29 protein-coding genes and 1 pseudogene are annotated in these 25094 nt (G+C 73.0%); 12 read left to right on the top strand and 18 right to left on the bottom strand.

Going from position 1 to position 25094, the window contains the following annotated elements; translation table 11 throughout:
- Nucleotides 1–174 precede the first annotated feature (174 nt).
- On the top strand, nucleotides 175–633 hold the full coding sequence (locus tag DKT69_RS35240) for a peroxiredoxin (protein WP_304598706.1): 459 nt from the start codon (nucleotides 175–177) through the stop codon (nucleotides 631–633).
- 67 nt (nucleotides 634–700) lie between these two features.
- Nucleotides 701–1384 carry a hypothetical protein gene (locus tag DKT69_RS35235; RefSeq protein ID WP_109805691.1) on the top strand — a complete coding sequence of 228 codons (684 nt, stop codon included), beginning with the start codon at nucleotides 701–703 and terminating at the stop codon, nucleotides 1382–1384.
- Between the two features lie 96 nt (nucleotides 1385–1480).
- Here DKT69_RS35235 and DKT69_RS35230 read toward each other — a convergent pair whose 3' ends face one another.
- The gene (locus tag DKT69_RS35230; protein WP_109805690.1) at nucleotides 1481–2668 is read right to left on the bottom strand and encodes a GNAT family N-acetyltransferase; all 1188 of its coding nucleotides are present in this window, start codon (nucleotides 2666–2668) and stop codon (nucleotides 1481–1483) included.
- Between the two features lie 35 nt (nucleotides 2669–2703).
- On the bottom strand, nucleotides 2704–3159 hold the full coding sequence (locus DKT69_RS35225) for a MarR family winged helix-turn-helix transcriptional regulator (protein ID WP_109805698.1): 456 nt from the start codon (nucleotides 3157–3159) through the stop codon (nucleotides 2704–2706).
- 91 nt (nucleotides 3160–3250) lie between these two features.
- Here DKT69_RS35225 and DKT69_RS35220 point away from each other — a divergent pair, with 91 nt between their 5' ends.
- The gene (locus DKT69_RS35220) at nucleotides 3251–3709 is read left to right on the top strand and encodes a winged helix DNA-binding protein (RefSeq protein WP_109805689.1); all 459 of its coding nucleotides are present in this window, start codon (nucleotides 3251–3253) and stop codon (nucleotides 3707–3709) included.
- 62 nt (nucleotides 3710–3771) lie between these two features.
- Here the strand turns inward: DKT69_RS35220 and cydB are convergent, their stop codons facing one another.
- Nucleotides 3772–4770, bottom strand: a complete 999-nt coding sequence (gene cydB, locus DKT69_RS35215) for a cytochrome d ubiquinol oxidase subunit II (RefSeq protein WP_109805688.1) — start codon at nucleotides 4768–4770, stop codon at nucleotides 3772–3774.
- Between the two features lie 15 nt (nucleotides 4771–4785).
- Nucleotides 4786–6198, bottom strand: coding sequence for a cytochrome ubiquinol oxidase subunit I (locus DKT69_RS35210; RefSeq protein ID WP_201750022.1), 1413 nt, complete (start codon nucleotides 6196–6198; stop codon nucleotides 4786–4788).
- A 179-nt stretch (nucleotides 6199–6377) separates the two neighbouring features.
- Between DKT69_RS35210 and DKT69_RS35205 the strand changes: the two genes are divergently transcribed.
- Together DKT69_RS35205 and DKT69_RS35200 are read left to right on the top strand one after the other, a co-directional pair.
- Nucleotides 6378–7151, top strand: a complete 774-nt coding sequence (locus DKT69_RS35205) for a lysophospholipid acyltransferase family protein (RefSeq protein WP_109805686.1) — start codon at nucleotides 6378–6380, stop codon at nucleotides 7149–7151.
- Nucleotides 7152–7222: 71 nt separating this feature from the next.
- Nucleotides 7223–8065 (top strand): SDR family NAD(P)-dependent oxidoreductase, encoded by an 843-nt coding sequence (locus DKT69_RS35200; RefSeq protein ID WP_109805685.1) that lies wholly within the window; start codon nucleotides 7223–7225, stop codon nucleotides 8063–8065.
- Here the strand turns inward: DKT69_RS35200 and DKT69_RS35195 are convergent, their stop codons facing one another.
- Nucleotides 8066–8422 (bottom strand): DUF4180 domain-containing protein, encoded by a 357-nt coding sequence (locus DKT69_RS35195; protein WP_109805684.1) that lies wholly within the window; start codon nucleotides 8420–8422, stop codon nucleotides 8066–8068. It abuts the gene before it with no gap.
- A gap of 12 nt (nucleotides 8423–8434) precedes the next feature.
- A complete protein-coding gene (locus DKT69_RS35190) occupies nucleotides 8435–8890 on the bottom strand; it encodes a helix-turn-helix domain-containing protein (RefSeq protein ID WP_236648596.1) in 456 nt (151 codons plus the stop codon).
- Nucleotides 8891–9017: 127 nt separating this feature from the next.
- Between DKT69_RS35190 and DKT69_RS35185 the strand changes: the two genes are divergently transcribed.
- The 3 genes from DKT69_RS35185 to DKT69_RS35175 are packed head-to-tail and all read left to right on the top strand — an operon-like array spanning nucleotide 9018 to nucleotide 11965.
- Nucleotides 9018–9785 carry a glycerophosphodiester phosphodiesterase family protein gene (locus DKT69_RS35185; RefSeq protein WP_109805682.1) on the top strand — a complete coding sequence of 256 codons (768 nt, stop codon included), beginning with the start codon at nucleotides 9018–9020 and terminating at the stop codon, nucleotides 9783–9785.
- Nucleotides 9786–9801: 16 nt separating this feature from the next.
- Nucleotides 9802–11193, top strand: coding sequence for an MFS transporter (locus tag DKT69_RS35180; RefSeq protein ID WP_109805681.1), 1392 nt, complete (start codon nucleotides 9802–9804; stop codon nucleotides 11191–11193).
- A gap of 55 nt (nucleotides 11194–11248) precedes the next feature.
- Nucleotides 11249–11965, top strand: a complete 717-nt coding sequence (locus tag DKT69_RS35175; RefSeq protein WP_109805680.1) for a thymidine kinase — start codon at nucleotides 11249–11251, stop codon at nucleotides 11963–11965.
- 4 nt (nucleotides 11966–11969) lie between these two features.
- On the opposite strand, the gene DKT69_RS35170 is transcribed toward DKT69_RS35175, so the two are convergent.
- The gene (locus DKT69_RS35170) at nucleotides 11970–12428 is read right to left on the bottom strand and encodes an Rv0361 family membrane protein (protein ID WP_109805679.1); all 459 of its coding nucleotides are present in this window, start codon (nucleotides 12426–12428) and stop codon (nucleotides 11970–11972) included.
- Between the two features lie 240 nt (nucleotides 12429–12668).
- On the opposite strand from DKT69_RS35170, the gene DKT69_RS35165 reads away from it, so the two are divergent.
- Nucleotides 12669–13040: a VOC family protein gene (locus tag DKT69_RS35165; RefSeq protein ID WP_109805678.1), complete on the top strand. Its 372-nt coding sequence runs from the start codon at nucleotides 12669–12671 to the stop codon at nucleotides 13038–13040.
- Nucleotides 13041–13095: 55 nt separating this feature from the next.
- Here the strand turns inward: DKT69_RS35165 and DKT69_RS35160 are convergent, their stop codons facing one another.
- A complete protein-coding gene (locus DKT69_RS35160) occupies nucleotides 13096–13923 on the bottom strand; it encodes an NAD(P)H-binding protein (RefSeq protein WP_109805677.1) in 828 nt (275 codons plus the stop codon).
- Between the two features lie 94 nt (nucleotides 13924–14017).
- On the opposite strand from DKT69_RS35160, the gene DKT69_RS35155 reads away from it, so the two are divergent.
- Nucleotides 14018–14422 (top strand): winged helix-turn-helix transcriptional regulator, encoded by a 405-nt coding sequence (locus DKT69_RS35155; RefSeq protein ID WP_236648594.1) that lies wholly within the window; start codon nucleotides 14018–14020, stop codon nucleotides 14420–14422.
- Nucleotides 14423–14442: 20 nt separating this feature from the next.
- Here DKT69_RS35155 and DKT69_RS35150 read toward each other — a convergent pair whose 3' ends face one another.
- From DKT69_RS35150 to DKT69_RS35135, 4 genes and pseudogenes are all read right to left on the bottom strand, one after another.
- The gene (locus tag DKT69_RS35150) at nucleotides 14443–15288 is read right to left on the bottom strand and encodes an LLM class flavin-dependent oxidoreductase (RefSeq protein WP_109805676.1); all 846 of its coding nucleotides are present in this window, start codon (nucleotides 15286–15288) and stop codon (nucleotides 14443–14445) included.
- A gap of 29 nt (nucleotides 15289–15317) precedes the next feature.
- Nucleotides 15318–15554 (bottom strand): annotated as a pseudogene (locus tag DKT69_RS39290) (VOC family protein); the annotation flags it as partial.
- 135 nt (nucleotides 15555–15689) lie between these two features.
- The gene (locus DKT69_RS35140) at nucleotides 15690–16400 is read right to left on the bottom strand and encodes a TetR/AcrR family transcriptional regulator (RefSeq protein ID WP_201750017.1); all 711 of its coding nucleotides are present in this window, start codon (nucleotides 16398–16400) and stop codon (nucleotides 15690–15692) included.
- 51 nt (nucleotides 16401–16451) lie between these two features.
- Nucleotides 16452–17444, bottom strand: a complete 993-nt coding sequence (locus DKT69_RS35135) for a tyrosine-type recombinase/integrase (RefSeq protein ID WP_109805674.1) — start codon at nucleotides 17442–17444, stop codon at nucleotides 16452–16454.
- A 134-nt stretch (nucleotides 17445–17578) separates the two neighbouring features.
- On the opposite strand from DKT69_RS35135, the gene DKT69_RS35130 reads away from it, so the two are divergent.
- Nucleotides 17579–18613 (top strand): helix-turn-helix transcriptional regulator, encoded by a 1035-nt coding sequence (locus DKT69_RS35130; protein ID WP_109805673.1) that lies wholly within the window; start codon nucleotides 17579–17581, stop codon nucleotides 18611–18613.
- On the opposite strand, the gene DKT69_RS35125 is transcribed toward DKT69_RS35130, so the two are convergent.
- From DKT69_RS35125 to DKT69_RS35115, 3 genes are all read right to left on the bottom strand, one after another.
- On the bottom strand, nucleotides 18603–19034 hold the full coding sequence (locus DKT69_RS35125) for an Hsp20/alpha crystallin family protein (RefSeq protein ID WP_109805672.1): 432 nt from the start codon (nucleotides 19032–19034) through the stop codon (nucleotides 18603–18605). The two genes, DKT69_RS35130 and DKT69_RS35125, sit on opposite strands and share 11 nt — an antisense overlap.
- A complete protein-coding gene (locus tag DKT69_RS35120) occupies nucleotides 19028–19501 on the bottom strand; it encodes a GNAT family N-acetyltransferase (protein ID WP_236648592.1) in 474 nt (157 codons plus the stop codon). The genes DKT69_RS35125 and DKT69_RS35120 overlap by 7 nt, the downstream gene beginning before the upstream one ends.
- A 91-nt stretch (nucleotides 19502–19592) precedes the next feature.
- Nucleotides 19593–20084 carry a MarR family winged helix-turn-helix transcriptional regulator gene (locus DKT69_RS35115; RefSeq protein WP_201750016.1) on the bottom strand — a complete coding sequence of 164 codons (492 nt, stop codon included), beginning with the start codon at nucleotides 20082–20084 and terminating at the stop codon, nucleotides 19593–19595.
- Nucleotides 20085–20152: 68 nt separating this feature from the next.
- Here DKT69_RS35115 and DKT69_RS35110 point away from each other — a divergent pair, with 68 nt between their 5' ends.
- Nucleotides 20153–21388, top strand: a complete 1236-nt coding sequence (locus tag DKT69_RS35110; protein WP_201750015.1) for an MFS transporter — start codon at nucleotides 20153–20155, stop codon at nucleotides 21386–21388.
- 7 nt (nucleotides 21389–21395) lie between these two features.
- On the opposite strand, the gene DKT69_RS35105 is transcribed toward DKT69_RS35110, so the two are convergent.
- The 3 genes from DKT69_RS35105 to DKT69_RS35095 all read right to left on the bottom strand — a co-directional run bounded on the left by DKT69_RS35105 (nucleotide 21396) and on the right by DKT69_RS35095 (nucleotide 24918).
- Nucleotides 21396–21785 (bottom strand): cupin domain-containing protein, encoded by a 390-nt coding sequence (locus DKT69_RS35105; RefSeq protein WP_109805670.1) that lies wholly within the window; start codon nucleotides 21783–21785, stop codon nucleotides 21396–21398.
- Nucleotides 21786–21812: 27 nt separating this feature from the next.
- The gene (locus tag DKT69_RS35100; protein ID WP_109805669.1) at nucleotides 21813–22298 is read right to left on the bottom strand and encodes a GNAT family N-acetyltransferase; all 486 of its coding nucleotides are present in this window, start codon (nucleotides 22296–22298) and stop codon (nucleotides 21813–21815) included.
- Between the two features lie 229 nt (nucleotides 22299–22527).
- Nucleotides 22528–24918, bottom strand: coding sequence for an ATP-binding cassette domain-containing protein (locus DKT69_RS35095; RefSeq protein WP_109805668.1), 2391 nt, complete (start codon nucleotides 24916–24918; stop codon nucleotides 22528–22530).
- Nucleotides 24919–25094: the final 176 nt, after the last annotated feature.

Genomic DNA, 25094 nt, shown 5'->3' with positions numbered 1-25094 from the left:
CAGCGGCAGGCGGAAGCGAGAGACCGTCATCAGGACACCGCGACCCTCACATTGCGGTGACACCGTTACGGACCTTCCATGCGAAAACGCACGGATTGCTGAGACCTGACGATGGGATCAGCAACGGATGATCGCCTAGGCTCCCCGCGTCGGATCGATCAGCGGAGGTGCGCGGTGGGTGTGGGTGTCGGGGATCTGGTGGACGATTTCGCGCTGCCGGACGAGACGGGGTCGGTGCGGCGGTTGTCGGAGTTCCTGGCGGCGGGGCCGGCGGTGTTGTTCTTCTACCCGGCGGCGATGACGCGGGGGTGCACGGCGGAGAGCTGTCATTTCCGGGATCTGGCGGCGGAGTTCGCGGCGGTGGGCGCCCAGCGGGTGGGAATCAGCCGGGATCCGGTGGAGAAGCAGGCGGAGTTCTCCCGGCGGCACGGGTTCGACTATCCGCTGCTGTCGGACGTCGACGGCGTGGTGGCGGAGGCGTTCGGGATGCGGCGGCGGCTGCCGTTGGGGGCGTTGAGCACGCGGCGGATGACGTTCGTGATCGGCCGGGACCGGCGGGTGCTGGCGGTGGTGCACAGCGAGCTGAGCATGAACGAGCACGCGGACGCGGCGTTGCGGGCGTTGGGGGCCTGATCTTCGCGGTGTCGCAGCCGGCTGGTATCAAGGCTGCAATCAAACGTATGTACGGAAGAGGGCTGTGATGGCGGGCCAGGGTTTGTCCACTGACGAGGTGCAAGGCATCCGGGAGGCGTTGGCCGCGGGCCGTAAGCCGAGGGTGGTGTTCACGGCGGCGGCGGGTCAGATGGCGGGCCAGGTCGGCCAGGTGGTGGAGCTGACCGATCCGGCGGTGTCGGAGGAGTTCGTGGTGGTGCGGTTCGGCCGCGACGAGTTGCCCTTCTCCCCCACCGACGTGGCGGTCGCGCCGCGGGGTGCGGGGCGGAAGGTGGCGGCGGAGCCGAAGCCGGAGGTCGAGGAGCCGGCCGCGCCGGCGGAGCCGGAGTTCGTGTTGGACACGCCGCGGGTGCCGGCGCCGCGTCAGGAGGAGCCGAAGGTGGAGCAGCAGGTGGAGGCGAAGCCGGCGCGCCGGCCGGTGAAGGCGGCGAAGCCGAAGGGCCCGGCCGGGCTGACGGTGACGTTGGCGTACGCCGAGGGTGAGTGGACGGTGGCGGCGCAGCAGGGCGCGAAGGCGCTCGCGAAGCCGTACGTGGTGAAGCCGGCGGAGGCGCTGCGGATGGTGGCGCTGGTGGACGTGCCGGGGGTGCAGGAGGCGGTGGAACAGATCATGGCTGCGGAGCGGGCGGAGGCGGAGCAGCAGGCGGAGAAGCTGCGCGCGGAGCTGGCGGAGATCGAGGCGCGGCTGGCGGAGCTGCGCGAGGCCCGCTGACGGTTGTCCCGTGCGGCGGCTTGTCATGGCCGCCGCACGGGACCCCGGCGGGTCAGCCGTCGGTGCTCGCCGTCGAGTGGAGCTGGTGGCCGCCGGTCAGAAGTAGTCGTGCAGGTGGGCTGCTCCCCCGGCGGCGAGCAGGTTAAGCGGGCGGGGGTCCGCGCCGGCGGGAAGGTGGAGCAGGCCCGCCTCGGCGGCGGCCGGGGCATCGGTGGCGCCGCAGTAGAGCAGGGCGAAGCCGCGGACGGTGAGCCGCAGGTCGGCGTCGGTGGGGACCCGGGTGAGCCGGGCGTCGCCGTCGGCGACCTCGAGGCGCCAGGTGCCGGCGTTCCACTCGGCGAGGTCGTCGTCGAGGCTGAACTCGACGCTGCCACGCAGGTGCGTGGCCCAGCCACGGTCGGCGACGGCGCGGGCCACGTCGACGGGACGGTGCATCCACAGGTCCCGTTCGTGTTCCCTGGCGGCTTCCAGGGGCAGGTGGGCGCTGACCGCGTCGCCGGGCAGCGGGCAGATCCGCAGGGTCGGGGTGACGCTGTGCCAGCTGGCGAGGGAGCCGATCAGTGCGCGGGCGGCGTCGGCGGTGCCGGCGACGATGTCCTCGACGGTGAGGGCGGCGTCGGGGCCGTAGCCGCGGCCCCGGTTCCAGCCGGCGTAGCCGATTAGGTTGCCGTCGTGCTCGACGAGGGTGAGGCCGTCGCACGGGAGACGGTCGGCGGGACGGGTGAACAGCTCGCCGACGCGGGTGAGCAGGCCGCGGCGGTGCCGGGCCACCCGCTCGTACAGGGCGGTCACGGCCGGCAGGTCGGCCGGTTCGCCGGCGCGCATCGTCAGGTGCGGCGCGGGTTGGTGCCGGGGCAGCGCCGCAGTGGGCAGGGTGACGGTGCGCAGCACACCGGCGACGTCCCAGCCGCAGGCCCGGTACGGGGCGGTGACCGTGGGGAACAGTGCGCTGACCGCCGCGCCGCGCTCGTGGGCGCCGCGCAACAGGCCGCCGAGCAGTGCGCGGGCGACGCCCCGGCCGCGCGCCTCCGGGGCGACGGCGACCCCGCCGACGTCGGCGGCGCTGACCCGGCAACCGTCCCACCACTGCTCGTGGTGCAGGTCCACGGCCTTGCCGACCAGGCGACCGGCGGAGTCGAAGGCGCCGTAGCGGGTCAGGCCGGGCACCGGTGCGGTGGCGTGCGGGGCGGGTTGCGGGTCGGAGCCGAACGCGAGCCGGCCGAGCTGCCAGGCGTCGGTCAGCTCGTCGGGGGTGAGTTCGCGGACGGTGACGGGCACCGGCACACCCTAGCGAGGGGATTCCTTGCGGGGCCCGTGATTTACCGGCCGCTGTGGTGGTCGAGCAGGGTGGTGAGCAGCCGGGTCAGCTCGCCGCGGTCGGTCGGCGACAGGGGGGCGAGCAGGGTGTCCTGGACCCGGTCGAGGGTGTCGGCCATCCGGCGTAGCTCGCGGCGGCCGGCGGTGGTGAGGGTGACCACGTTGCGCCGCCGGTCGGCGGGGTCGGGTGCGCGGCGGACCAGGTCCTTCGCGGCGAGTTCGTTGAGCACGGCGACCACGTCGCTGCGGTCGATGCCGCAGCGCCGTCCCAGCTCGGCCTGGCTGGCCGGGCCGAGCTCGTCGAGGGCGGCGAGCAGCCGGTAGTGGTAGCCGCGCGCGTCGAGCGCGTCGAGCGCGCCGGCGACCAGGCGGGCGGCGTGGGCGGCGGTCTGGGTGAGCAGCCAGCTCGGGGTCGTCCGCAGCCGGGCGGGGGCCGCCGGGCCGGTGGTGGGCTCCATGGTGGGGACCATATCAGCAACCGTTGGCTCTACCCACGATTCCTGATATGTTGGCCGAACCAACGTTGGAGCTACCAACAAAGGAGCAGCCATGTCCCGCACGCCCGTCCTCACCGGCCAGGTCATCGGCCAGGCCCACTACGCCACCCGGGCGGTGCTCGAACGCGAGCTGGCCACCATGGGGATCACCTTCGCCCAGTCCGTCGCGCTCAACGCCGTCGCCGCCGAGGGCGGGGCCGTCGAGCGCGGGGCCGTCGAGCGCGGGGCCCTCGTCCAGCGGATGACCGGCGCCCTGAAGGTCGACGAGTCGGCGGTGCGGACGACACTCGCCGAGCTGACCGACGCCGGGCTGCTCCGGGCGCTGCCCGCCGGCGGGTCCGGTCTCGCGCTCACCGACGTCGGCCGGGCCCGGCAGGGCCGGATCGCCGACGCGGTCGCCGGCATCACCGCCCGGCTGTACGCGGACATCCCCGCCGCCGAGATGGAGGTCGCCGGACGCGTCCTCACCCTGCTCAAGCAGCGAGCCGACGCCGAACTGGCGATGGCCTGAACACCCCGCGGGGCCGGTGCGACCCCCTCGCACCGGCCCCGCCTCCCGCACCCGCAGACTCGTCAGTGCTGCGGAATGTGCACTACCCCGATCCGCTTGCGGAAAACCCAGTACGTCCACCCCTGGTAGGCCAGCACGATCGGGGTGAACACCACGGCCACCCAGGTCATGATCTTCAGGGTGTACGGGGTGGAGGAGGCGTTCGTCGCGGTGAGCGTCCCGGCGGCGTCCAGGGTCGACGGCAGCACGTTCGGGAACAGCGCCGCGAACAGGGTCGCCACCGCCAGGGCGATCGCCACCGCGGTGCCGGCGAACGCCCAGCCCTCCCGGCGTACCCGGGCGGCGGCCAGACCACCGAGCAGGGCGAGGGCCGCGGCGACGGCGAGCACGACGGCGGCGGCGCTGGAGCGGATGGTCAGCGTCCAGGCCAGGAAGGCCACCGCGACCACGGCGGCGCCGACGCCGAGCCGCACGGCCAGAGCGCCGGCCCGCTCGCGGATCTCGCCGGTGGTCTTCAGAGCGATGAACACCGCGCCGTGGGTGAGGAACAGCGCGAGGGTGGTCAGGCCGCCGAGCAGGGCGTACGGGTGGAGCAGGTCGAGCAGGCCGCCGACGTACTCGTGGTCGGCGTCGAGCGGCACCCCGCGCAGGATGTTGGCGAACGCGACGCCCCACAGGATCGCCGGCAGCAGCGAGCCGAAGAAGATCGCCCGGTCCCAGCGACGCTTCCAGGACGCCTCGGGGCGCTTGTGCCGGTACTCGAAGGCGACGCCGCGGGCGATCAGCGCGAGCAGGATGAGCAGCAGCGGCAGGTAGAAGCCGGAGAAGAGGGTGGCGTACCACTCGGGGAAGGCGGCGAACATGGCGCCGCCGGCGGTGATCAGCCAGACCTCGTTGCCGTCCCAGACCGGGCCGATGGTGTTGATCAGGACGCGGCGTTCCCGGTCGTCGCGGCCGAGGACGGGCAGCAGCATGCCGACACCGAAGTCGAAGCCTTCGAGGATGAAGTAGCCGGTGAAGAGCACGGCGACGAGGAGAAACCAGACGGTCGTCAGTTCCACGATGGGCTCCGGGGATCAGTAGGCGAAGGCGAGCGGACGCTCGGCGTCGTCGGTGGTGTCGTCGACAGGCGCCGGGGTGAGGTCGGGTACGCCGGCCTTGGCGTAGCGGACCAGCAGCTTGAACTCGATCACGGCGAGGGTGGCGTAGATCAGGGTGAAGGCGGTGAAGGAGGCGAGCACCTCGGTCAGCGAGACACTGCGGGACACGCCGTTGCGGGTGAGCATCTCGCCGAAGACGATCCACGGCTGGCGGCCCATCTCGGTGAAGATCCAGCCGAAGGAGTTGGCCAGCAGCGGCAGCACGGGCATCACCAGGCCGGCGCGCAGCAGCCACCTGCTGGTCGGGGTGCGACCCTTGCGCTGGCTCCAGAGCACCAGCAGGGCGATCGCGGCGGCGGCCATCCCGAAGGTAATCATGAAGCGGAAGCTCCAGTAGGTGACCGGGATGATCGGGGTGTAGCTGCCGGCGCCGTACTGGCTGGCGTACTGGGCCTGCAGGTCGTCGATGCCGTGGACGGTGCCGTTGGGGTCGCCGGTGCCGAGGTACGACAGCAGGTACGGGATCTTGATGGCGAAGACCTCGCGGCTGCCGTCGAGGCTGCCGACGGTGAGCACGGAGAACGAGGCGGGGCTCTCGGTGGTGTAGAGGCCCTCGGCGGCGGCCATCTTCATCGGCTGCACCTCGGTCATGATCTTGCCCTGGATGTCGCCGGTGAACAGCACCAGCGCCGAGGAGACCAGCACCACCCAGGAGCCGAACTTGGTGGCGAAGCGGTAGGCGCCGGTGTCCGCGCTGTCCCGGTTGCGGATCACGTGCCACAGGCCGACGGCGACGATCAGTGACCCGGCGACCAGGAACGAGCCTGCCAGGGTGTGCGGGAAGGTGATCAGGGCGACCTTGTTGGTGAGCACGGCGACGAAGTCGGTCAGCTCCGCGCGGCCGGTGTCCGGGTTGATCCGGTAGCCGACCGGGTTCTGCATGAACGAGTTCGCGGCGAGGATGAAGTACGCGCTGAGGTTGGTGCCGATCGCGGCGACCCAGATGCTGGCCAGGTGCGCCCGCTTGGGCAGCCGGTCCCAGCCGAAGATCCACAGGCCGATGAAGGTGGATTCGAGGAAGAACGCGACCAGGGCCTCGATGGCCAGCGGGGCGCCGAAGATGTCGCCGACGAAGCGCGAGTAGTCGCTCCAGTTCATGCCGAACTGGAACTCCTGCACGATGCCGGTGACCACACCCATCGCGAAGTTGATCAGGAACAGCTTGCCGTAGAACTTGGTGAGCTTGAGGTACCGCTCGTCGTCGGTGCGATGCCACAGGGTCTGGAGGATGGCCACCAGGACCGACAGCCCGATGGTCAACGGCACGAAGAGAAAGTGGTAGACGGTGGTGACACCGAACTGCCAGCGGGCGACGTCCAACGCGTCCACCTGAAACCCCCAGCTGCGCATACTACGATACGTAGTAAATACTACCGGGCGTCGTAGAGAATTGGGCAGGGCCGGGGGTCCCGACCCCACCCGGGACCAATGACCCTGATCACCTCTGCCGGCCGGCCACCGGGATCGGGTCCCCCGCTCACCCCGACGCGTGCGACCATCCAGCACTGATGAACACCCCGACCCCGTGGCGACCGCCGCTGCTCTGGCGCGCCGCCCAACTGCTCGCCCGCGCCATCGTCGGCGCGCTGGCCCACCTCGAGGTCACCGGCGACGTGCCGGCCGAACTGCGCCGAGGGCCGCTGATCCTGGCCGCCAACCACATCAGCCCGTTCGACCCGGTGGTCCTCGCGGCCGCCTGCCGCGCCCGGGGCGTCGCCCCGCGGATCATGGCCACCGCGGGGCTGTTCCGCACCCCGGTCATCGGGTCGCTGATGCGCCGGGCCGGACACATCCGCGTCGAGCGGGGCAGCGCCTCCGTCCACCAGGCCCTCGACACCGCCGTGGCGGCCGTCGCCGGCGGCTCGGTGATCCTGCTCTACCCCGAGGGGCGGATCGGACTGGACCCGGGCATGTGGCCCGAACGCGGCAAGACCGGCGCCGCCCGGCTCGCCCTGGCCAGCGGCGCCCCCGTCATCCCCGTCGCCCAGTGGGGCTCCCACGAGGTGCTGCCGTACCGCGCGCCCAAGGGGGCGCTGCGCGGCCTCGCCCGGGCCCTGCTGCGCCGGCCGACGATCCGGGTGCACTTCGGCGCCCCGGTGGTGCTGCCCGACCTGCCCCCCGGCGCCCCGGGGGCGGCCCGGCGGGCCACCGACCGGATCATCGACGCGATCACCGACGACCTGGGGCCGCTGCGCCCCGACGAGCCGGACCGCCCCCGGCACGTCGACCCCGGCCGCCCCAGCGAGACCACCCGATCGCACCGGCGGCACACGGCCGGCTGATTTGCCTTCGAGTCAACGCGAAGGGTGAGACTCTTCGGGCCGGGACACCACGTCCCGCGGAGGAGGCAGCCATGAGCGCACCGACCGCGCTGATCACCGGCACGTCCAGCGGCATCGGCCTGGAGATCGCCGTGGGCGCGGCCCGGGCCGGCTGGCGCGCCGTGGCCACCATGCGCGACGTGTCGCGCGCTGACGCGCTGCGCCGCGCCGCCGACGCCGCCGGGGTCGCCGACCTGGTCGAGGTACGCCGGCTCGACGTCGTCGACCCGGCCTCGGTGACCGCCTGCGTGGCCGGCGTGATCGCCGACCACGGGCGCCTCGACGCGGTGGTCAACAACGCCGGCGCTGGGCACGTGGGCACCCTGGAGCAGGAGACCGTCGACGACGTACGGGCCGTCATGGAGGTCAACTTCTTCGGCATCCTGCACGTCAGCCGGGCCGCGCTGCCGCACCTGCGTGCCAGTCGGGGACGGCTCGTCACGGTCACCAGCGTCGGCGGAGTGGTCGGGCAGCCGTTCAACGAGGCGTACTGCGCGGCGAAGTTCGCCGTCGAGGGCTTCATGGAGGCCCTCGCCCCGGTCGCCGCGACCGTCGGCGTCCTCGTCACCGTGGTCGAGCCCGGCGCGGTGGCCAGCGAGTTCGTCGCCAACGTCGGCGTCGACCGGGACGCCGCCGTCGCCCAGGCCGGGGTGTACGCGCCGGCGCTGCGGGCGTACCTGGACCGCACCGCCGGCGCGTTCGCGGCCGCCCAGTCCCCGGCGGACGCGGCCGCGGCGGTGGTCGCCACCCTGACCGACCCGGAGCCGGCGCCGCGCGTGCAGACCTCCACCACCGCCCGGCAGTTCGTCGGGGCGAAGCTCGCCGACCTCGACGGCCGCGCCGTCGCCACGATCACCGCCGGCTGGCTGGCCTGATCAACCTCGGTGCGACGGCGCCCCGGCCAGCCGCGCGTCGAGTGCGTCGAGGTCCGGGACGAACCAGACGTGCTCGGCCCGGTTGGACTCGTGGACCAGGGCGCGCAGGGCCGCGCTGGCCGCGAGGTGCCGCGAGATGTCACCGACGACGGCCAGCCGCAGCCGGTAGTTGACGAACTTCTGCATGATCTCCCCGGCGAAGTGGGTGCCCAGGGAGAAGAAGTCCGGGTCGAGCCGGCTCGCCGGCACGGCCACCACCTCGGCGCCGAGGAACGCCGCGCCGATCAGGTCCAACGCGTCCGCCACGGTGGCCACCGGCGGGCCGGCCGGGTCGCACACCAGCACCGGCACCCCCACTGCTGCACCACGTCAGGCATGGGCGGCCTCCCCGGCGAGCAGGCCGTTGCCGCCGTCGAGGACGGCGTCGAGCAGGTGCAGCACGTCGGCGGTGGCCGCGGCGCCACCCAGGATGACGATCTTCATGCGCCGGCGCTCCTCGTCGTGGACGGTCTGGACGCGCAGCGGGTGCGCGGGGTCGTGGACGGTGTTCACCCCGGCCAGGACGAGGGTGCCCAGCCGGTCGGCCGCGGCCCGGTCGACGCCGTCGACCTGCACGATGCTCGACACCTCCACCGCGGGAACCGCGGCGGGCCGGGCCGCCGGCGGCCGGCCGGTCAGCGCGTCGAGGTCGGCGCGGGCGATCCGGTACTGCTTGCCGATCCGCACCGCCCGGAGCCGGCCGGCGCGGATGTAGCCGCGCACGGTGCGCGGGTGCAGGCCGAGCCGCTCGGCCACCTGCTCCACCGAGTACATATCTTCACTCATCAGGCCACATCATAGGCGGGATAGGTAACGATAGGGAGCGGGGGTTGTCCGTCGCGTCGCGCTTCCGGCCCGAGGTGATCGCCGGCCGGTCACCCGGGCGCCACCACGGGCGGTCATACTGCCGGACGTGCAGCCCCGCTCCGGCTACCTCGACGCCCCCGCGCCCCTGGCGTTCGCCCACCGCGGCGGCGCGGCCGACGGCGACGAGAACACCGCCGCCGCGTTCGCCCGCGCCATCGCCCTGGGCTACCGGTACGTCGAAACCGACGTGCACGCCACCGCCGACGGCGTGGCGGTGGTCTTCCACGACGCCACCCTGCGCCGGCTCACCGGCGAGCCGGGGCGCATCGCCGACCTGCGCTGGGCCGACCTGGCCTCGGTACGCGTCGGCGGCGCCGCCGTGGTGCCCCGCCTCGACGAGGTCCTCGGCGCCTGGCCGGAGATCCACTTCAACATCGACGTCAAGGCCGACGGCGGCGTCGAACCCACCGTCGCCACCGTCACCCGGACCGGCGCCGGCGAGCGGGTGCTGCTGGCCTCCTTCAGCGACGCCCGGCTGACCCGGCTGCGCGCCCTGGCCGGGCCGAAGGTCGCCACCAGCCTCGGCATGCGCGGCGTGGCCCGGCTGCGGATGGCCTCCCTGCACGGACGGTCGCTGCGGCTGCCGCCGTCCGTGGTCGCCGCCCAGGTCCCGGTCCGCTACGGGCGCATCCCCGTGGTCGACCGGCGATTCCTGGCGTACTGCCACCGGATCGGGTTGCAGGTGCACGTCTGGACGATCGACGAACCTGCCGAGATGCACGACTTACTTGATCTCGGCGTGGATGGCATCATGACCGATCACGTCGGCGTGCTGCGCGACGTCTACCGCAGCCGCGGCCACTGGGCCGCCTGAACTCACGAGGACCCCGATGGCCGAGACGGTCAGCCCGACCCTGCACGAGCCCCCGTCGAGCACCCGCCGGGAACGGCGCGGCTGGTACCTCTACGACTGGGCCAACTCGGCCTTCCAGACCACGGTCATCACCGTCTTCCTCGGCCCGTTCCTCACCACCGTCACCGAACTGGCCGCCGGCTGTGAACTCGGCGCGGACAGCTGCGAGGGGTACGTGCACCCGCTCGGCATCCGGGTCGCCGCCGGCTCCTACTACCCGTACCTGATCTCGCTGTCGGTCTTCCTCACCGTGTTCGTGCTGCCGGTGATGGGCGCGATCGCCGACCGGTCGATGCACAAGAAGCGGCTGCTGGCCATCGCCGCGTTCACCGGCGCCGGCGCCACCACCGCCTTCGCCTTCGTCACCGGCGAGCGCTACCTGCTCGGCGGGGCGCTGTTCCTGGTCGCGAACATCTCCTTCGGCGCGGCCGTGGTCGTCTACAACTCGTTCCTTCCGCAGCTCGGCGGGCCCGACGAGCGCGATGGCATCTCCAGCCGCGGTTGGGCCATCGGCTACCTCGGTGGCGGCCTGCTGCTCGCGCTGAACCTGGTCGCGGTGACGATGCTCAGCGAGGAGGGCAACCCGCAGCGCACCCTCGACCTGGCCCGCTGGTCGATCGTGTCCGCGGGCGTGTGGTGGGCGGCGTTCACCCTGGTGCCGCTGCGTTGGCTGCGCGAACATCCCGCCGCCGCCGCGGCGGCCCGGGTCGGCGGCGGCAACGTGCTCACCGACGGGTTCCGGCAGCTCGGCCACACCCTGCGGAACATCAAGGCGTACCCGCTGACGCTGTTCTTCCTGCTCGCCTTCCTGGTCTACAACGACGGCATCCAGACCGTGATCACCCTGGCCAGCCAGTACGGCACCAAGGAGCTGCGGCTGGGGCAGAGCACGCTGATCACGACGATCCTGCTGGTGCAGTTCCTCGCCTTCGGCGGTGCGCTGGCGCTCGGCGCGCTCGCCGGGCGGATCGGCGCGTGGAAGACCGTGCTGATCAGCCTGGTGCTCTGGACCGGTGTGATCATCGCCGCGTTCCGGCTGCCCGCCGAGGCGCCGCTGCCGTTCATGGTCCTCGGCGGGGCGATCGGCCTGGTCCTGGGCGGCAGCCAGGCGCTGAGCCGGTCGCTGTTCAGCCAGCTCATCCCCGCCGGCAAGGAGGGCGAGTACTACGGCTTCTACGAGATCAGCGACAAGGGCACCAGCTGGCTCGGGCCGCTCGCCTTCGGCCTGGTGTTCCAGCTCACCGCCTCCTACCGGGTGGGCCTGGTCTCACTGCTGATCTTCTTCGTGGTCGGGTTCGCGCTGCTGGCCGCCGTGCCGATCCGGCGGGCGATCGTCGCTGCGGGCAACACCCCGCCCCGGGTGCTGTAGCGACCGTCGCGCACCGTCCTGATCGGCGCGGATCGATCGACTAGGCTGCCCCGACGTGACCGACGACGCCGCTGCCGCCCCGATCTGCCTGGCCCGGCCCCTCCCCGGACCGGACGACACCCGCACCGGCTGCGCCGCCGCCCGCGGCGTCGACGGGCGGCCGCTGCACGCCGCCGCGCTGAAGTTCTTCTGGGGGCCGATGGACTGCGGCAAGTCCACCATGGCCCTGCAGATGAACTACAACCACGCCCGGCAGGGCCGGCGCGGGCTGGTCACCACCCGCATCGACCGGTCGCTCGGCCCGCAGGTCACCACCCGCATCGGCCTGGCCCACTCCGCCATCGAGGTCAACGACGCCCTCGACCTGCGCGACCTGGTCCGCGACGCCTGGGCCGAGGGGGTACGCGTGGACTACCTGATCTGCGACGAGGCCTCCTTCTACAACCTGGAGCACGTCGAGCAGATGGCCGAACTGGTCGACAACTTCGACGTCGACGTGTACGCCTTCGGCCTGGCCACCGACTTCCGCTCCTGCCTGTTCCCGGCCGCGCAGCGACTGTTCGAGCTCGCCGACGAGGTGGCCCGCATCCAGGTCGAGGTGCTCTGCTGGTGCGGCCGGGAAGGGCTGCTCAACGCCCGGGTGGTCGACGGGCGGGTGGTCCGCGAGGGCGAGCAGGTCGTCATCGGCGACACCATGGACAGCGCCGACGTGCGCTACCAGGTGCTCTGCCGCCGCCACTACCGCTCCGGCGACCTCGGCCCGCGCGGCTGAGACGTCAGAACGGGTCCCCGCAGACCCGCCACTTCCCGTTCTCCTGGATCACGGGGAGCTTGCGCTCCTCGCTGGCCCCCCCGTCGCGGGTCACCCGCACCGTCACCGTGGCACGCGGGCGCCCGCGCAGGGTGGAGATCGACAGGTCGGTTATCTCGTAGCCGCTGACCTGCGGCGGGGTCCGCACCCAACTGCCGAAACCGACCGCGCTCCACCGGCTGCGGGTGTCCTTGCACAACCGCTCGTACGCCTTGTCGGTGTCGCCGGCGGACACCTCGTGAAAGAACCCGTCGGCCGTCTCCCGCACCGGCCCGGTGGCCTGCATCACCACCTGCACGTTCCACACGGCGAGGCCGGCCACCCCGATCAGGCACAGGCCCACCCCGAAGCCGCCCAGGACCAAGCCGGTCCGCACCGGTCGGCGCCCCCGGGCCGGCCTGCTCCACGTCTCCCTGCCGCCCATCAGCTTCGACCGTAAGCGCCCGATACGTCCCCGCGCAGGAACTCCGCCCGTGTCACGCCGGCCACGGCATCGTCTACCGTCGGCGCAACGCAGACCGAGGCGCCCGCCCGGCTGTGGGCGCGCGCCGGCGCCGGCGCGGGGACATCGCCGCCGACGCGCACCGGCACCTGGCCTGCTCTGCTGAGAACGCCCCGCCGTACCTGCCACAAGGTGTCAGGTACGGCGGGGAGACTGGCCGGCATGACAGTGACCGCCGACCTCGCCATGGTCAACCTCGACAGCTCCGACCCGGCCGCCCACGCCGGGTTCTACTCCCGCGTGCTGGGCTGGGAGATCACCCACAGCCAGGCCGAATACGCCATGATCAGCAAGGACGGGGTCTCGATCGGGTTCGGGCTGGTGCCCGGCTACGCGCCGCCCGCCTGGCCCGACGAGACCGCCGGCAAGCGCTACCACCTCGACCTCTACGTCGACGATCTCACGGTGGCGGAGAAGGAGTTCGTGGCGGCCGGCGCGGCGAAGCCGGAGTTCCAGCCCGGCGGCGAACGCTGGGTGGTGCTGATCGACCCGATCGGCCAGCCGTTCTGCATCTGCCCCCGCCCGCAGGGCTGAGCACCGCGCCTCGCCGGGCGGCCGTGCGCCGCCCGGCGGGCCGGTGGCCGGGTCGTCAGCGGAAGGCGTCGACGCTGCCCAGCGCCCACTCGGCGAAGGGGCGCGGCGGGCGGCCGAGGACCCGCTCGACGTCGGGGCTCACCCGCTGCTCGGCCGGCGAGGGAGTGCCCAGGATGCCCAGGGTCGCCGCCACGACGGGTTCGGGCATGAAGCGCAGCAGCTGCGCCCGGGCCTGCGCGGCGGTCTGCTCGACGAAGCGCACCGGCTCGTCCAGCGCCCGCCCGATCGCCGCCGCCTGCTGCCGCGGCGAGATCGGCTCCGGCCCGGTCAGCTCGTACGTCGCACCGCCGTGGCCGGGCTCCCGCAGCGCGACGGCGGCGACCGCCGCGATGTCGGCCGGGTCGACGGTCGGCAGCGCAACGTCGCCGAACGGCGCGGCGACCAGCCGCTGCGCCCGGACCGTCCCGGCCCACTGCAGCGCGTTGGAGTGGAACCCGCCGGGGCGCAGCACCGTCCAGTCCAGACCGGACCCGGTCACCGCCTCCTCCGGTCCGGCGGGGTGCCGCCCGGTCGCGACGCCCTGCGAGGACAGCAGGACGACCCGCCGTACGCCGGCGTCCCGGGCGGCGTCGAGGATGCCGCCGAGGTCGGCGCCGCCGGCCAGCAGGTCACCGGTGAGCAGCAGGAACAGCGCCTCCGCGCCGTCGAGCGTCGCCTTCAGGCCCGGCGGGTGGGCCAGGTCGGCCGCCACCGGGCGCACCCGTTCTGGTACGTCCGCCGCAGACACCTGCCGCGACACGGCCGTCACCTGCTCGCCGGCCGCCGCCAGCGCCCGCACCAGCGGCCGTCCCACGTTCCCCGTCGCTCCCGTCACCACGATCATGACAATTCCTCCCAGTTCGCTGTGGACTGAGAGGACGGTACCTTCCTGCGTATAGTAGGTACCTAGAGGAAAGTAATGGCCCGAGGGAGTGAATGTGACCAGCACCACCCCGGCGTCCCGAGTGGACGTCGACCCGGAGCAGGCCTGCCCGATCGCCCCGGTGGTCGACATCGTGTTCAGCCGCTGGACCACGCCCATCCTCTGGGCGCTGCACGAGTACGGCCGGCAGCGGTTCGTCGAGCTGGACCGCCGCCTCGGCACCATCACCCCGAAGGTGCTCACCCAGCGGCTGCGGCAACTGGAACGCGACGGCCTTGTCGTGCGCACCTACCACCCGGAGGTCCCGCCCAGGGTGGAGTACGAGATCAGCGACCTGGGGCGCAGCCTCGCGCCGCTGTTCGCCACGCTCGCCGAGTGGTCCACCGCCAACCTCGACAAGGTCGACCGGGCCCGAGAGGACTACGACGCCCGCGAGCGGCCCGGCGCCCGCCGGCTCTGATCCCGGTCGGGCTCGACCGGTCAGCGTAGCGGCCTGCGCGCCACCGCCGCCCGCATCATTTCCGGGTCGCCGGCTGGGATGAACTCCAGCCACCAGGTCGCCCCTGCCGCCGCCAGCTCGCCCACGTACGCCCGCTCGGCGTGCTCGTCCGGCCGGCGACGGCGGCCGCCGACCGCCACGTCGAACGGCTCCCCGTCGGCGCGGGTTGCCGGCAGCGCGCCCACCAGGTCGTGCACCTCGTCCGGGCTGAAGTCCGACCAGCCGTCGGTGTCGGCGAGCTTGTACGGCACGATCCCGTCGGCGGGCGCGGCGCGGCGCAGCACCGCCTTCGCCTGGGTGCTGCCACCCACCCAGACCGGTACCCGGGGCGTCTGCACCGGCGCCGGCCGGAGCGTCACCCCGTCGGCCCGGTAGTGGGTGCCCTGGTGTGTGACCCGCTCGCCGCCGACCAGACCGACCAGCAGGTCGAGACCCTCGTCGAGCATCGCCGCCCGGGTCTTCAGGTCGGTCTGCTCCCCGAACCCCGCGACGCCGCGATCCTTCGGGTCGCCCACGCCGACCGCGACGGTGGCGCGGCCGGCGGAGAGATGATCCAGGGTCAACACCTCCCGGGCCAGCTTCGCCGGCCGTCGGCGCGGCAACGAGGTCACCGTGGTGCCGAGCCGGATGCGGCCGGTGCGCCCGGCGATCGCGGCCAGCAGCAGCCACGGGTCGTACGTGGGCGGGTCGTCACCGTCGTAGTAGATGAGGTAGTCCTCGAAGAACACCCCGTCCCAGCCGGCCCGCTCGGCCAGTTCCCCCAACTCGACCAGGAGGGACGCCGTCACCGACGGTCCGCCGCAGCAGATCTCCAGTCCGTGTCGCATCGCCGCACCGTAATCCGCAGATGTGACGGTCAGGCCGGGGACATCACCTCGTACAGGTTGCCGGAGTCGTCGCGGAAGAAGAGCCCGCGGGCGCACAGTGGATGGTCCACGCGCCCGTTGTCGGGCGTACGCGGGTCGTTGCCGTACGGCACGCCGCCGTCGCGCAACCGGGTCAGGATCGCGTCGAAGGTGTCCGGGTCCACGTCGAAGGCGAGGTGATGCCCCGTCCGGGGCGGGCACGCTGACGAAGTCGAGGGTGAGCTGGTCGTTGACGCGTACCGGGGCGAAGTGGCCGTCGCGGCCGGCCGGCGGCAGGATCGGTAGGCCCATCACGTCGGCGAAGAACCGGGCCGCGGCCCGGTGGTCGACCGCGGGGACGATCGTGTGGTTGAGCGTGACGGTCATCGGTCCGCCCCGGGCAGCGGATCGCGGCTCAGCGCGCCGTGCAGGAACAGGTCGACCAGCTCGGCCGGGGTCGGCGCGGCGAGGGCGAGTGGCGGGCGGGCCGGCAGCAGCAGGGCGAGGAACAGCCCGGCCAGCCGGTCGGCGGGCAGCCGCAGCCGGTCCCGTTCGGGGGCGAACAGGGCGGCGACGGCCTCCCGGACGGCCAGGGCCGACTCCTCGCGCGCCGACGCGGACGGTCGGTCGGCCCCGACCGGTTTGGGCCGCGCCGGCGTGGCCGGCCCATCCGGAGCCGCCCCCCGTTCGGCGTCGGCCGCCGTCTGCTCGCCGGGGCGGCCCCGCCCGGGTCGTCCGGCCGCGTGCAGGGCGCCGAGCACGGCGCCGAGGCGGTCGAAATGGGCGAGCAGCGCGCTCGCCGCGTCGGAGAGTCGGTCACCGAGCGGCTGCGTCAGCGGAATCGCGGCCAGTTCGTCGAGCACCGTGTCGGGGCGCAGCACCTCGACCACGCAGGCGTCGAGCAGGGCCTCCTTGTCGGCGAAGGCGCGGAAGACGGTCGCCTCGCCGATGCCGGCCGCCCGGGCGACCTGAGCGGTGGTGAGCGTCGCGCCGTGCGTGGCCAGCAGCGGCAGGGCCGCCTGCACGATCATCGCGCGCCGCCGGTCGGGTGTCATTCCCGGCGCGCGGCGCCGGCGATCAGTGGTGTCGGTCATGCCACCCACTGTGCGGAGTGACCACTCACTCCGGCAAGGGAATTACCGGGTTCAGCCGCGCCGGCGGGCGCGCGCGGCCCAGATGACGTACGCCGGGTCGCGGTCGAGGTTGTGCCGGTCCCGGTCGTACCGGCGGGTGGTGCGGGGGTCCGCGTGACCCATCGCGTCCTGCACGTCCTCCAGCGGCACCCCCTCCGCGCGGGCGGTGGTGGCGAACGCGTGCCGCAGCGAGTGCGGCGACAGCTTCGCCCAGGCCGGGATCCCCGCCGCCCGGGCGAGCCGGCGCACCAGCCGGAACACCGAGTGCCGGTCCAGCCGGGCGCCGGCCGCGGTGACCAGCAGCGGGCCGGTCAGCTCCGGCACGGTAACCCCCTGCGCGCCGGCCCGGGCGGCCAGGTAGGCGTCCAGCGCGTACGCGGTGCCGGGGGTCAGCGCGCGGCGGCGGACCTTGCCGCCCTTGCCGACGAACCGCACGCTGCGGTGTCCCCGCTCGGCGCCCAGGTCGGCCAGGTCGAGCGAGATCAGCTCGCCGACCCGCAGCCCCAGGTCGGCCAGGAGCGCGATGGCGGCCCGGTTGCGGGCGGCGGTCGAGCCGGTGTCCGCCTCGGCGGCGGCGAGCAGGGCGTCGACCTCCTCCGGGGTGAGGCCGACCGTGGCCGAGTGGTCCCGGTCGATGCGTGGCCGGTCCGCCCCGGAGACCGGGTTGGCGTCGACGGCGCGCAGCTTGACCAGGAAGTCGTACCAGCTGGACAGCGCGGACAGTCGGCGGGCGACGGTGGCCGGGGTGAGCGGCCGGCCGCTGCGGACCCCCAGCGTGGACTCCAGTTCACGGCCGTAGGCGTTGACGTCGAGGAAGTTGGCCCGCAGCGGGTCCAGGCCGCGCCCGGCGCACCAGGTCAGCCAGCCGGTGACGTCCCGCCGGTACGCGTCGCGGGTGTGCTCCGACAGCCGCCGGTTGCGCAGCCACGCCTCGGTGAAATCGGTCGGCCCGCCGGGCAGGGCGGACCGCACCGACCCGCGGGGCAGGACGTCGGGGCGCAGCATGTGAGAAAGGCTCTCAGCCTTCGCCGCGAATGGCGACGAGGCGCGCCCGGCGAGAATCCGGCAAAGGTCACAGTCCCCGAGCGATCTTCCGTCCCGGCGTCGGCACCGGTCGGAGCCGGCGTTACGGTCGGCCGGTGCGTGCCAGCCGGTTGGTCTCCCTGCTGCTGCTCCTGCAGACCCGGGGGCGGATGACCGCCCAGGAGCTCGCCGACGCCCTGGAGGTGTCGGTGCGGACCGTCTACCGCGACGTCGAGTCGCTCGGCGCCGCCGGGGTGCCGGTGTACGCCGACCGCGGTCCGGTCGGCGGGTACCGGCTGCTGGAGGGGTACCGGACCCGGCTGACCGGGTTGACCGCGCCGGAGGCCGAGGCGCTCTTCCTGGCCGGCATGCCCGGTCCGGCCGCCGACCTCGGTCTCGGCCCGGTGCTCGCGGCGGCGGAGTTGAAGCTGCTCGCCGCGCTCCCCGACGAACTGGCCGATCGGGGCGGCCGGGCCCGGCAGCGGTTCCACCTGGACGCGCCGGGCTGGTTCCGGAACCCGGAGCCCACCCCGCACCTGACGGGGCTGGCCCGCGCGGTGTGGGAGGACCGGCTGGTCGAGGTCCGTTACCGCCGGTGGAAGGCCCCGCGGGAGGTGACCCGGGTGCTCGCCCCGCTGGGCGTGGTGCTCAAGGCCGGCCGCTGGTACCTGGTGGCCCGCTCGGGCGAGCAGGTACGCACCTACCGGGTCGGCGCGGTCCTCGACCTGGTGGTGCTGGACGAGGGGTTCGACCGGCCGGCCGACTTCGACCTGGCCGGCTTCTGGCGGGAGTGGTCCGACCGGTACGAGCGCGGCGTCTACCGCGACGAGGCCCGGGTGCGGATGACGGTGGCCGCGCTGGAGTTCATGGCGTACGTCTTCCCGCCGGAGATGAGCCGGGCCGCCCGCGCCGCCGCCGGTGCGCCCGACGAATCCGGCTGGCTGGAGACCACCGTGCCGATCGAGTCGGTCAGGCACGGGCACGTGGAGCTGCTCAAGCTGGGCGCCGAGGTGGAGGTGCTCGCCCCGGCGGAGCTGCGGGAGCGGTTCAGCGCCACCGCGCACGCCCTCGCCGGGCTGTATCCGCCGCCTGCCCGACCGGCGGGAGCGCCCGGGTCGGAGGCCCCCGCCGGTCCGACGGTCAGGCGTTGATCTCCTTGCGCCCGTTGCCGTTCGCCGGCGCGGTGATGCTGATCCGGCGCGGCTTGGCGCGCTCGGCGATCGGGATGCGCAGGGTCAGCACCCCGTTCTCGTAGCCCGCCTCCAGCTTGTCGGTGTCGAGGGTGTCACCGAGGAACAGCTGGCGGGTGAAGGTGCCCATCGGCCGCTCGGCGGCGACGAGTTCGACCTTGTCCCCGGTGGGGCGGCGCCGCTCGGCGCGGACGGTCAGCACGTTGCGCTCCACAGTGCAGTCGATGCTGTCCGGGTCGACGCCGGGCAGGTCGAAGGCGGCGTAGAACCACTCGCCGTCGCGGTAGGCGTCGAGGTGCATGACCGCCGGTCGGGCGGTGGTGCCGAAGAACTGCTCGGCGAGCCGGTCGATCTCACGGAACGGGTCGGTACGCATCAGCATGGTCGTGCCTCCTCGGTTCTCCTGGCCGAAGGTGTCAAGTTGAGTCTTAGTGACTCAAGTCCTCGGTAATTTATATAGCGCGCCGGGTCGGTGTCGTCAACTCCGGCCGGTAGCGCCTTCTCGAACCAGTGCTCGGCGTACCTGCCGTTGTTGTAGGCGGGGATTTCGACGTACCCGTGGCGGGCGTACAGGGCGCGGGCCTCGACCGGGTCGGATCGGGTGGCCCAGCCGAGCCGCCACCGTAGGCCCGCGCAGCCGGCCAGTCCCCCGTCGTGGTGGGCCAGCAGGAGCAGCCCGGTCGGTGGCGTCAGGTCGTCGCTCGGGGACTCGGCCAGGGCCGCGTCCACCTCGCCCGGTCGCTCGGGGCGCCGGTGGTAGCGGCGGACCATCTCCGTCAGGTACTCCCGCAGCAGGATCGCCGCCTCGGGCTCGTCCGGGTGGGCGGGGCTCGTCGTCCAGGTCGTCACCGCCCGATCCTCACCGGGCGGTGAACGGCTTTCCGTCTCCGCCGGACCGTGGCCGATCAGGTGCCGGCCCGCGGCCGGGTGGTGGCGGCGTTCAGCGGGCGGGTCCGTCGGCGACCAGGACGACGCGGCGCAGCAGGTCCGACAGCAGCCGCCGCTCGTCCGGGGCCAGCGCGCCGAGCAGGCGGTGCTCCTCGCCGCCCACGACGTCCATCGCGCGCAGCCAGGCGGCCCGGCCGGCGTCGGTCAGCTCCACGTCGACCCGCCGCCGGTCGACGGCGGAGGGGATCCGGCGGACGAAGTCCCGCCGCAGCAGCCCGTCCACCCGAGCGGTGATCGAGGCGGGAGCCATGCCGAGGTCCGCGGCGATCTCCGACGGCGCCGCCCGACCGCCGCGCCCGGCCAGGGCGTGCAGCGTGCCGAACTCCTTCTCCTGCAGGTCGAGGTCCGCCAGCGCCTGTTCCTTGACCGCACGCAGGCGCCGGGTGAGGAACTGCATCCGGGTGACGGCGCCCTCGACGTCCGGGTCCAGGTCGGGCAGCACGGGCAGCCAACGCCGTACGTGCAGGTCTGCGCGGTCGGTCACGGCACCAGCATACGTCGACACCAAAATATTCGTTGACGAAATGTTTGATGTCGAACTATCTTGCGGGGGTGACCCATCCCCTCCGGCTCCGCTCTTTCCGGCTGCTCTTCCTCGGCCGCACCGTCTCGGCCGTCGGCGACGCGGTGGTGCCCACCGCGCTGGCCCTCGCCGTGCTCCGCGCCACCGGCTCCACCGCGGCGCTGGCCCTCGTCCTCGGCTGCGCGATGCTCCCCCGGCTGCTCCTGCTGCCCCTCGGCGGCGTGGTGGCCGACCGCTTCGACGCCCGGCGCGTCGCCATCGGCACCGACCTGGCGCGCTGCGTCGCCCAACTGGTCGTCGGCGCCGAACTGCTCGGCGGCACCCCGTCGCTGACCCACATCGCGGTGGCCGCCGCGCTCGGCGGCGTGGCCTCCGCCTTCGCCATGCCCACCGCGTCACCGCTGGTCGCCGGCACCGTCGAGCCCGACGCCCGGCAGCGCGCCAACGCGCTGATGGGCGTGACCGCCAACGCCAGCCGGCTGCTCGGCCCCGCCCTGGCCGGGCTGCTGATCTGGACCGCCGGCCCCGGCTGGGCGTTCGTCCTGGACGCCCTCTCGTTCGCCCTCAGCGCGCTGCTGCTGTCGGTCATCCGCGTCCGCCACGTTCCCGTGCCCCGCCGGTCCATCCGGACCGACCTGGCGCTCGGCTGGCGGGAGGTGCGCTCCCGCGACTGGTTCTGGAGCAGCCTGCTCGCCCACGGTGTCTGGAACGGCGCCGCCGCGGTGCTGCTCACCCTCGGGCCGGTGATCGCGGTGGACCGCCTCGGCGGGGAGGGCGTCTGGGTGCTGCTGCAGCAGGGCGGCGCCGTCGGCATGCTCGCCGGATCGCTGCTGGCCGCCCGAGCCCGACCGCGCCGACCCGTACTGGTGGCCAACCTGGGCCTCGCCACGTACGCGGCGCCGCTGCTCCTGCTGGCCGTCGGCGCGCCCGCCGGCGCGGTCATCGCCGCCTACTGCCTCGCGCTGGCCGCGCTGGGCTTCCTCAACCCGATCTGGGAGACCGTGGTGCAGGGCCAGTTCCCGCCACAGGTGCTCGCCCGGGTCACCTCGTACGACTGGCTGGTGTCACTGGGCGCCATGCCGCTCGGCTACGCCCTCGCCCCACTGGCGTCCCGGGCCTGGGGCCCGCCGGTGCCGCTCGCCGTCGCCGGGGCGCTGGTCGCCCTCGCCTGCGCCGGTACCGCCGCCGTCCCCGCGGTACGCCGGCTCGGCTGGCCGGTCAGCGCCCCGCCCGCCCCGGCGGAGCAGGTCCCGGCGGGGCGCTGAGGCGCTGTCAGAGGGCGTGCCCGGTGGTGGCGTCCACGTGGTCGGGGACCGTCTCGTGCCGGTCCCCGACGCTGGACGTGCCGGACGGCTCGAACATCAGGATCGACGCGCCCCCGGCGCTGGACGGCCGGTGCTCGACGCCGCGCGGCACGACGAACACCGCGCCGCGCGGCAGCACCACCTCCCGCTCCTCCGCCCCGGCGCGCAGCGCGATGCGCAGCTCCCCGTCGAGCACCAGGAAGAACTCGTCGGTGTGCTCATGGACGTGCCAGACGTGCTCACCGGCCACCTTGGCGATCCGGACGTCGTAGTCGTTGACTCTCGTGACGATGCGCGGGCTCCACAGCTGGTCGAAACCCGCCAGGGCGGCGGCCAGCTCGATCGGCTCATCTCTCATGCCGTCATCGTCGCCCACCGGCGCCGTTCACAGGGGACGGTGCATGATGTGCAGGCCCACCCGCCCCAGGGTGGGATGCGCGAAGGCCTCCGGCACCGTGCCGATCACCGTGAACCCGAGCTGCCGGTACAGCCGCACCGCCGCCTCGTTGACCTCCACCACCGCGTTGAACTGCATCGCCGCATACCCCTGCCGGCCGGCCCAGTCCAGCGCGTACTCGCACAGGGCCCGGCCGACGCCGCGGCCGCGGGCGGCGGCGGACACCATGAAACTGGCGGTGGCGACGTGCGCACCGGGGCCGGGCTTGTTCGGCCCCATCTTGGCGGTGCCGAGGATCTTGCCGTCCTCCTCCGCCACCACCGTGTGGCCGGGCGCCGCCTCCACCCAGACGTCGTGGCAGATTTCGGGCGTCCAGGTCGGGTCGTACGGGAAGGTGTCCCCGGCGGTGACGACGTCCTCGACGATCGGCCAGACCTGCTCCCAGTCGGCCTCGGTGAAATCCCGGATGCGCATGCCAGGCACGCTAGTCGGACGGCCCGCTCGACGGCGACCAGTAATCCGCCCGCGCGTGCCCGAACCGTGACCGCCGGCCGCGCCCACGGGTCGACGTGGACAACGACGAGAACGGTCTGCCGGTCTTCGTCTGCCGGGGACTGCGGCGCCCGTGGACGCAGCTCTGGGACACCGAGGTCCGCCACGCCTCGTGAGGTGGACCGTCTCACGGTGTCCGCGAGGGCCTCGGTCAGGTGGCGACGTAGGCCGCGAGGTGCTCGCCGGTGAGGGTGGAGCGGGCGGTGACGAGGTCGGCGGGTGTGCCCTCGAAGACGATCCGGCCGCCGTCGTGGCCGGCGCCGGGGCCGAGGTCGATGATCCAGTCGGCGTGCGCCATGACCGCCTGGTGGTGCTCGATGACGATGACCGACTTGCCTGAGTCGACGAGCCGGTCGAGCAGGCCGAGCAGTTGCTCGACGTCGGCGAGGTGGAGGCCGGTGGTCGGCTCGTCGAGGACGTAGACGCCGCCCTTCTCGGCCATCCGGGTGGCCAGCTTGAGCCGCTGCCGCTCACCGCCGGACAGCGTGGTCAGCGGCTGCCCCAGCAAGAGGTAGCCGAGCCCGACGTCGACGAGCCGCCGCAGGATCGCGTGGGCCGCCGGGGTCCGCGCCTCGCCGGCGTCGAAGAATCCCTCGGCCTCGGTCACCGACATCGCGAGCACCTCACTGATGTCGCGGCCGCCGAGGTGGTATTCCAGCACCGATGCCTGGAACCGCTTCCCCTCGCACTCCTCGCAGGTGGTGGCGACGCCGGCCATCATCGCCAGGTCGGTGTAGATGACGCCGGCGCCGTTGCAGGTGGGGCAGGCCCCCTCGGAGTTGGCGCTGAACAACGCCGGCTTCACACCGTTGGCCTTCGCGAACGCCTTGCGGATCGGGTCGAGCAGACCGGTGTACGTCGCCGGGTTGCTCCGTCGCGAGCCGCGGATCGCGCCCTGGTCGACCGACACCACACCGTCCCGCCCGGCCACCGAGCCGTGGATCAGCGAGCTCTTGCCCGACCCGGCCACGCCGGTGACGACGACCAGCACGCCGAGCGGGATGTCGACGTCCACGTCCTGAAGGTTGTGGGTGCTGGCGCCGCGCACCTCCAGCACCCCCGACGATGTCCGCACCGACGGTTTCACGGCGGCCCGGTCGTCCAGGTGCCGCCCGGTGAGCGTGCCGCTGAGCCGCAGCCCCTCGACGGTTCCCTCGAACACCACCTCGCCACCGGCGGCGCCGGCGCGGGGGCCGAGGTCCACGACGTGGTCGGCGATCGCGATCGCCTCCGGCTTGTGCTCGACGACCAGCACGGTGTTGCCCTTGTCGCGCAGTTGCAGCAGCAGCTCGTTCATCCGCTGGATGTCGTGCGGGTGCAGCCCGATGGTCGGCTCGTCGAAGACGTAGGTCACGTCGGTGAGCGACGACCCGAGGTGTCGGATCATCTTGGTGCGTTGCGCCTCACCGCCCGAGAGCGTCCCCGACGGGCGGTCGAGGCTGAGGTAGCCGAGCCCGATCTCGACGAACGAGTCGAGGGTGTGATGCAACGCCGCCAGCAGCGGCGCGACGGACGGTTCGTCCAGACCCCGCACCCACCCGGCGAGGTCGCTGATCTGCATCGCGCAGGCGTCGGCGATGTTGATCCCGTTGATCTTCGACGACCGGGCCGCCGCACTGAGTCGGGTGCCGCCGCAGTCGGGGCAGGTGGAGAAGACGACCGCCCGGTCCACGAACGCGCGGATGTGCGGCTGCATCGCCTCGCGGTCCTTGGACAGAAACGACTTCTGGATCTTCGGGATCAGACCCTCGTACGTCAGGTTGATGCCCTCGACCTTGACCTTGGTCGGCTCCTTGTAGAGGAGGTCGTGGAGCTCCTTCTTCGTGAACTTGCGGATCGGCTTGTCCGGATCGAAGAAGCCGCAGCCGCTGAAGATGCGGCCGTACCAGCCGTCCATGCTGTACCCGGGGATGGTCAGCGCACCCTCGTTGAGCGACTTGCAGTCGTCGTACAGCGCGGACAGGTCGAAGTCACTCACCCTGCCCATGCCCTCGCACCGCGGGCACATGCCACCCGTGATGCTGAAGCTCCGCCGCTCCTTCGTCGTTCTGCCCCCGCGGTCGACGGTGACCGCACCGGCGCCACTGATCGAGGCGACGTTGAAGGAGAACGCCTGGGGCGAGCCGATGTGCGGTTTCCCGAGTCGGCTGAAGAGGATGCGCAGCAACGCGTTGGCGTCGGTGGCGGTGCCGACCGTGGAACGGGCGTTGGCGCCCATCCGCTCCTGGTCGACGATGATCGCGGTGGTCAGCCCGTCGAGCACGTCGACCTCGGGCCGCGCCAGCGTCGGCATGAACCCCTGCACGAAGGCGCTGTACGTCTCGTTGATCAGCCGCTGCGACTCCGCGGCGATGGTCCCGAAGACCAGCGAGCTCTTTCCGGAGCCGGAGACGCCGGTGAACACCGTCAGCCGGCGCTTCGGGATCTCGATGCTGACGTCCTTGAGGTTGTTCACGCGCGCGCCGTGCACGCGGATCAGATCGTGGCTGTCGGCAACGTGCAGAGCGGGTGACTGCGTGTCCGTCCTCGTGGCCGTGCTCATCGTGTCTCCATCTGTTACGCGGGACCGCCGTCGCGGTGTCCGTCGACGTCGCCCGGCCCGATCTGACCAGCTTCGAGCGGTATCTCTGGTTCTGGGTGGTCGGCGCGGTCGCGGCAACGGTCGTTGCTCATCTGATCGACGGTGTCGGCCGGGGTGGCCCGACACCCGTCCGGCTG

This window comes from Micromonospora sicca (genome assembly GCF_003172935.1).
Taxonomy (GTDB): Bacteria; Actinomycetota; Actinomycetes; order Mycobacteriales; family Micromonosporaceae; genus Micromonospora; species Micromonospora sicca.
The sequence above is the reverse complement of the archived record's forward strand: the minus strand, read 5'-3'. Positions and strand labels throughout refer to the sequence as shown.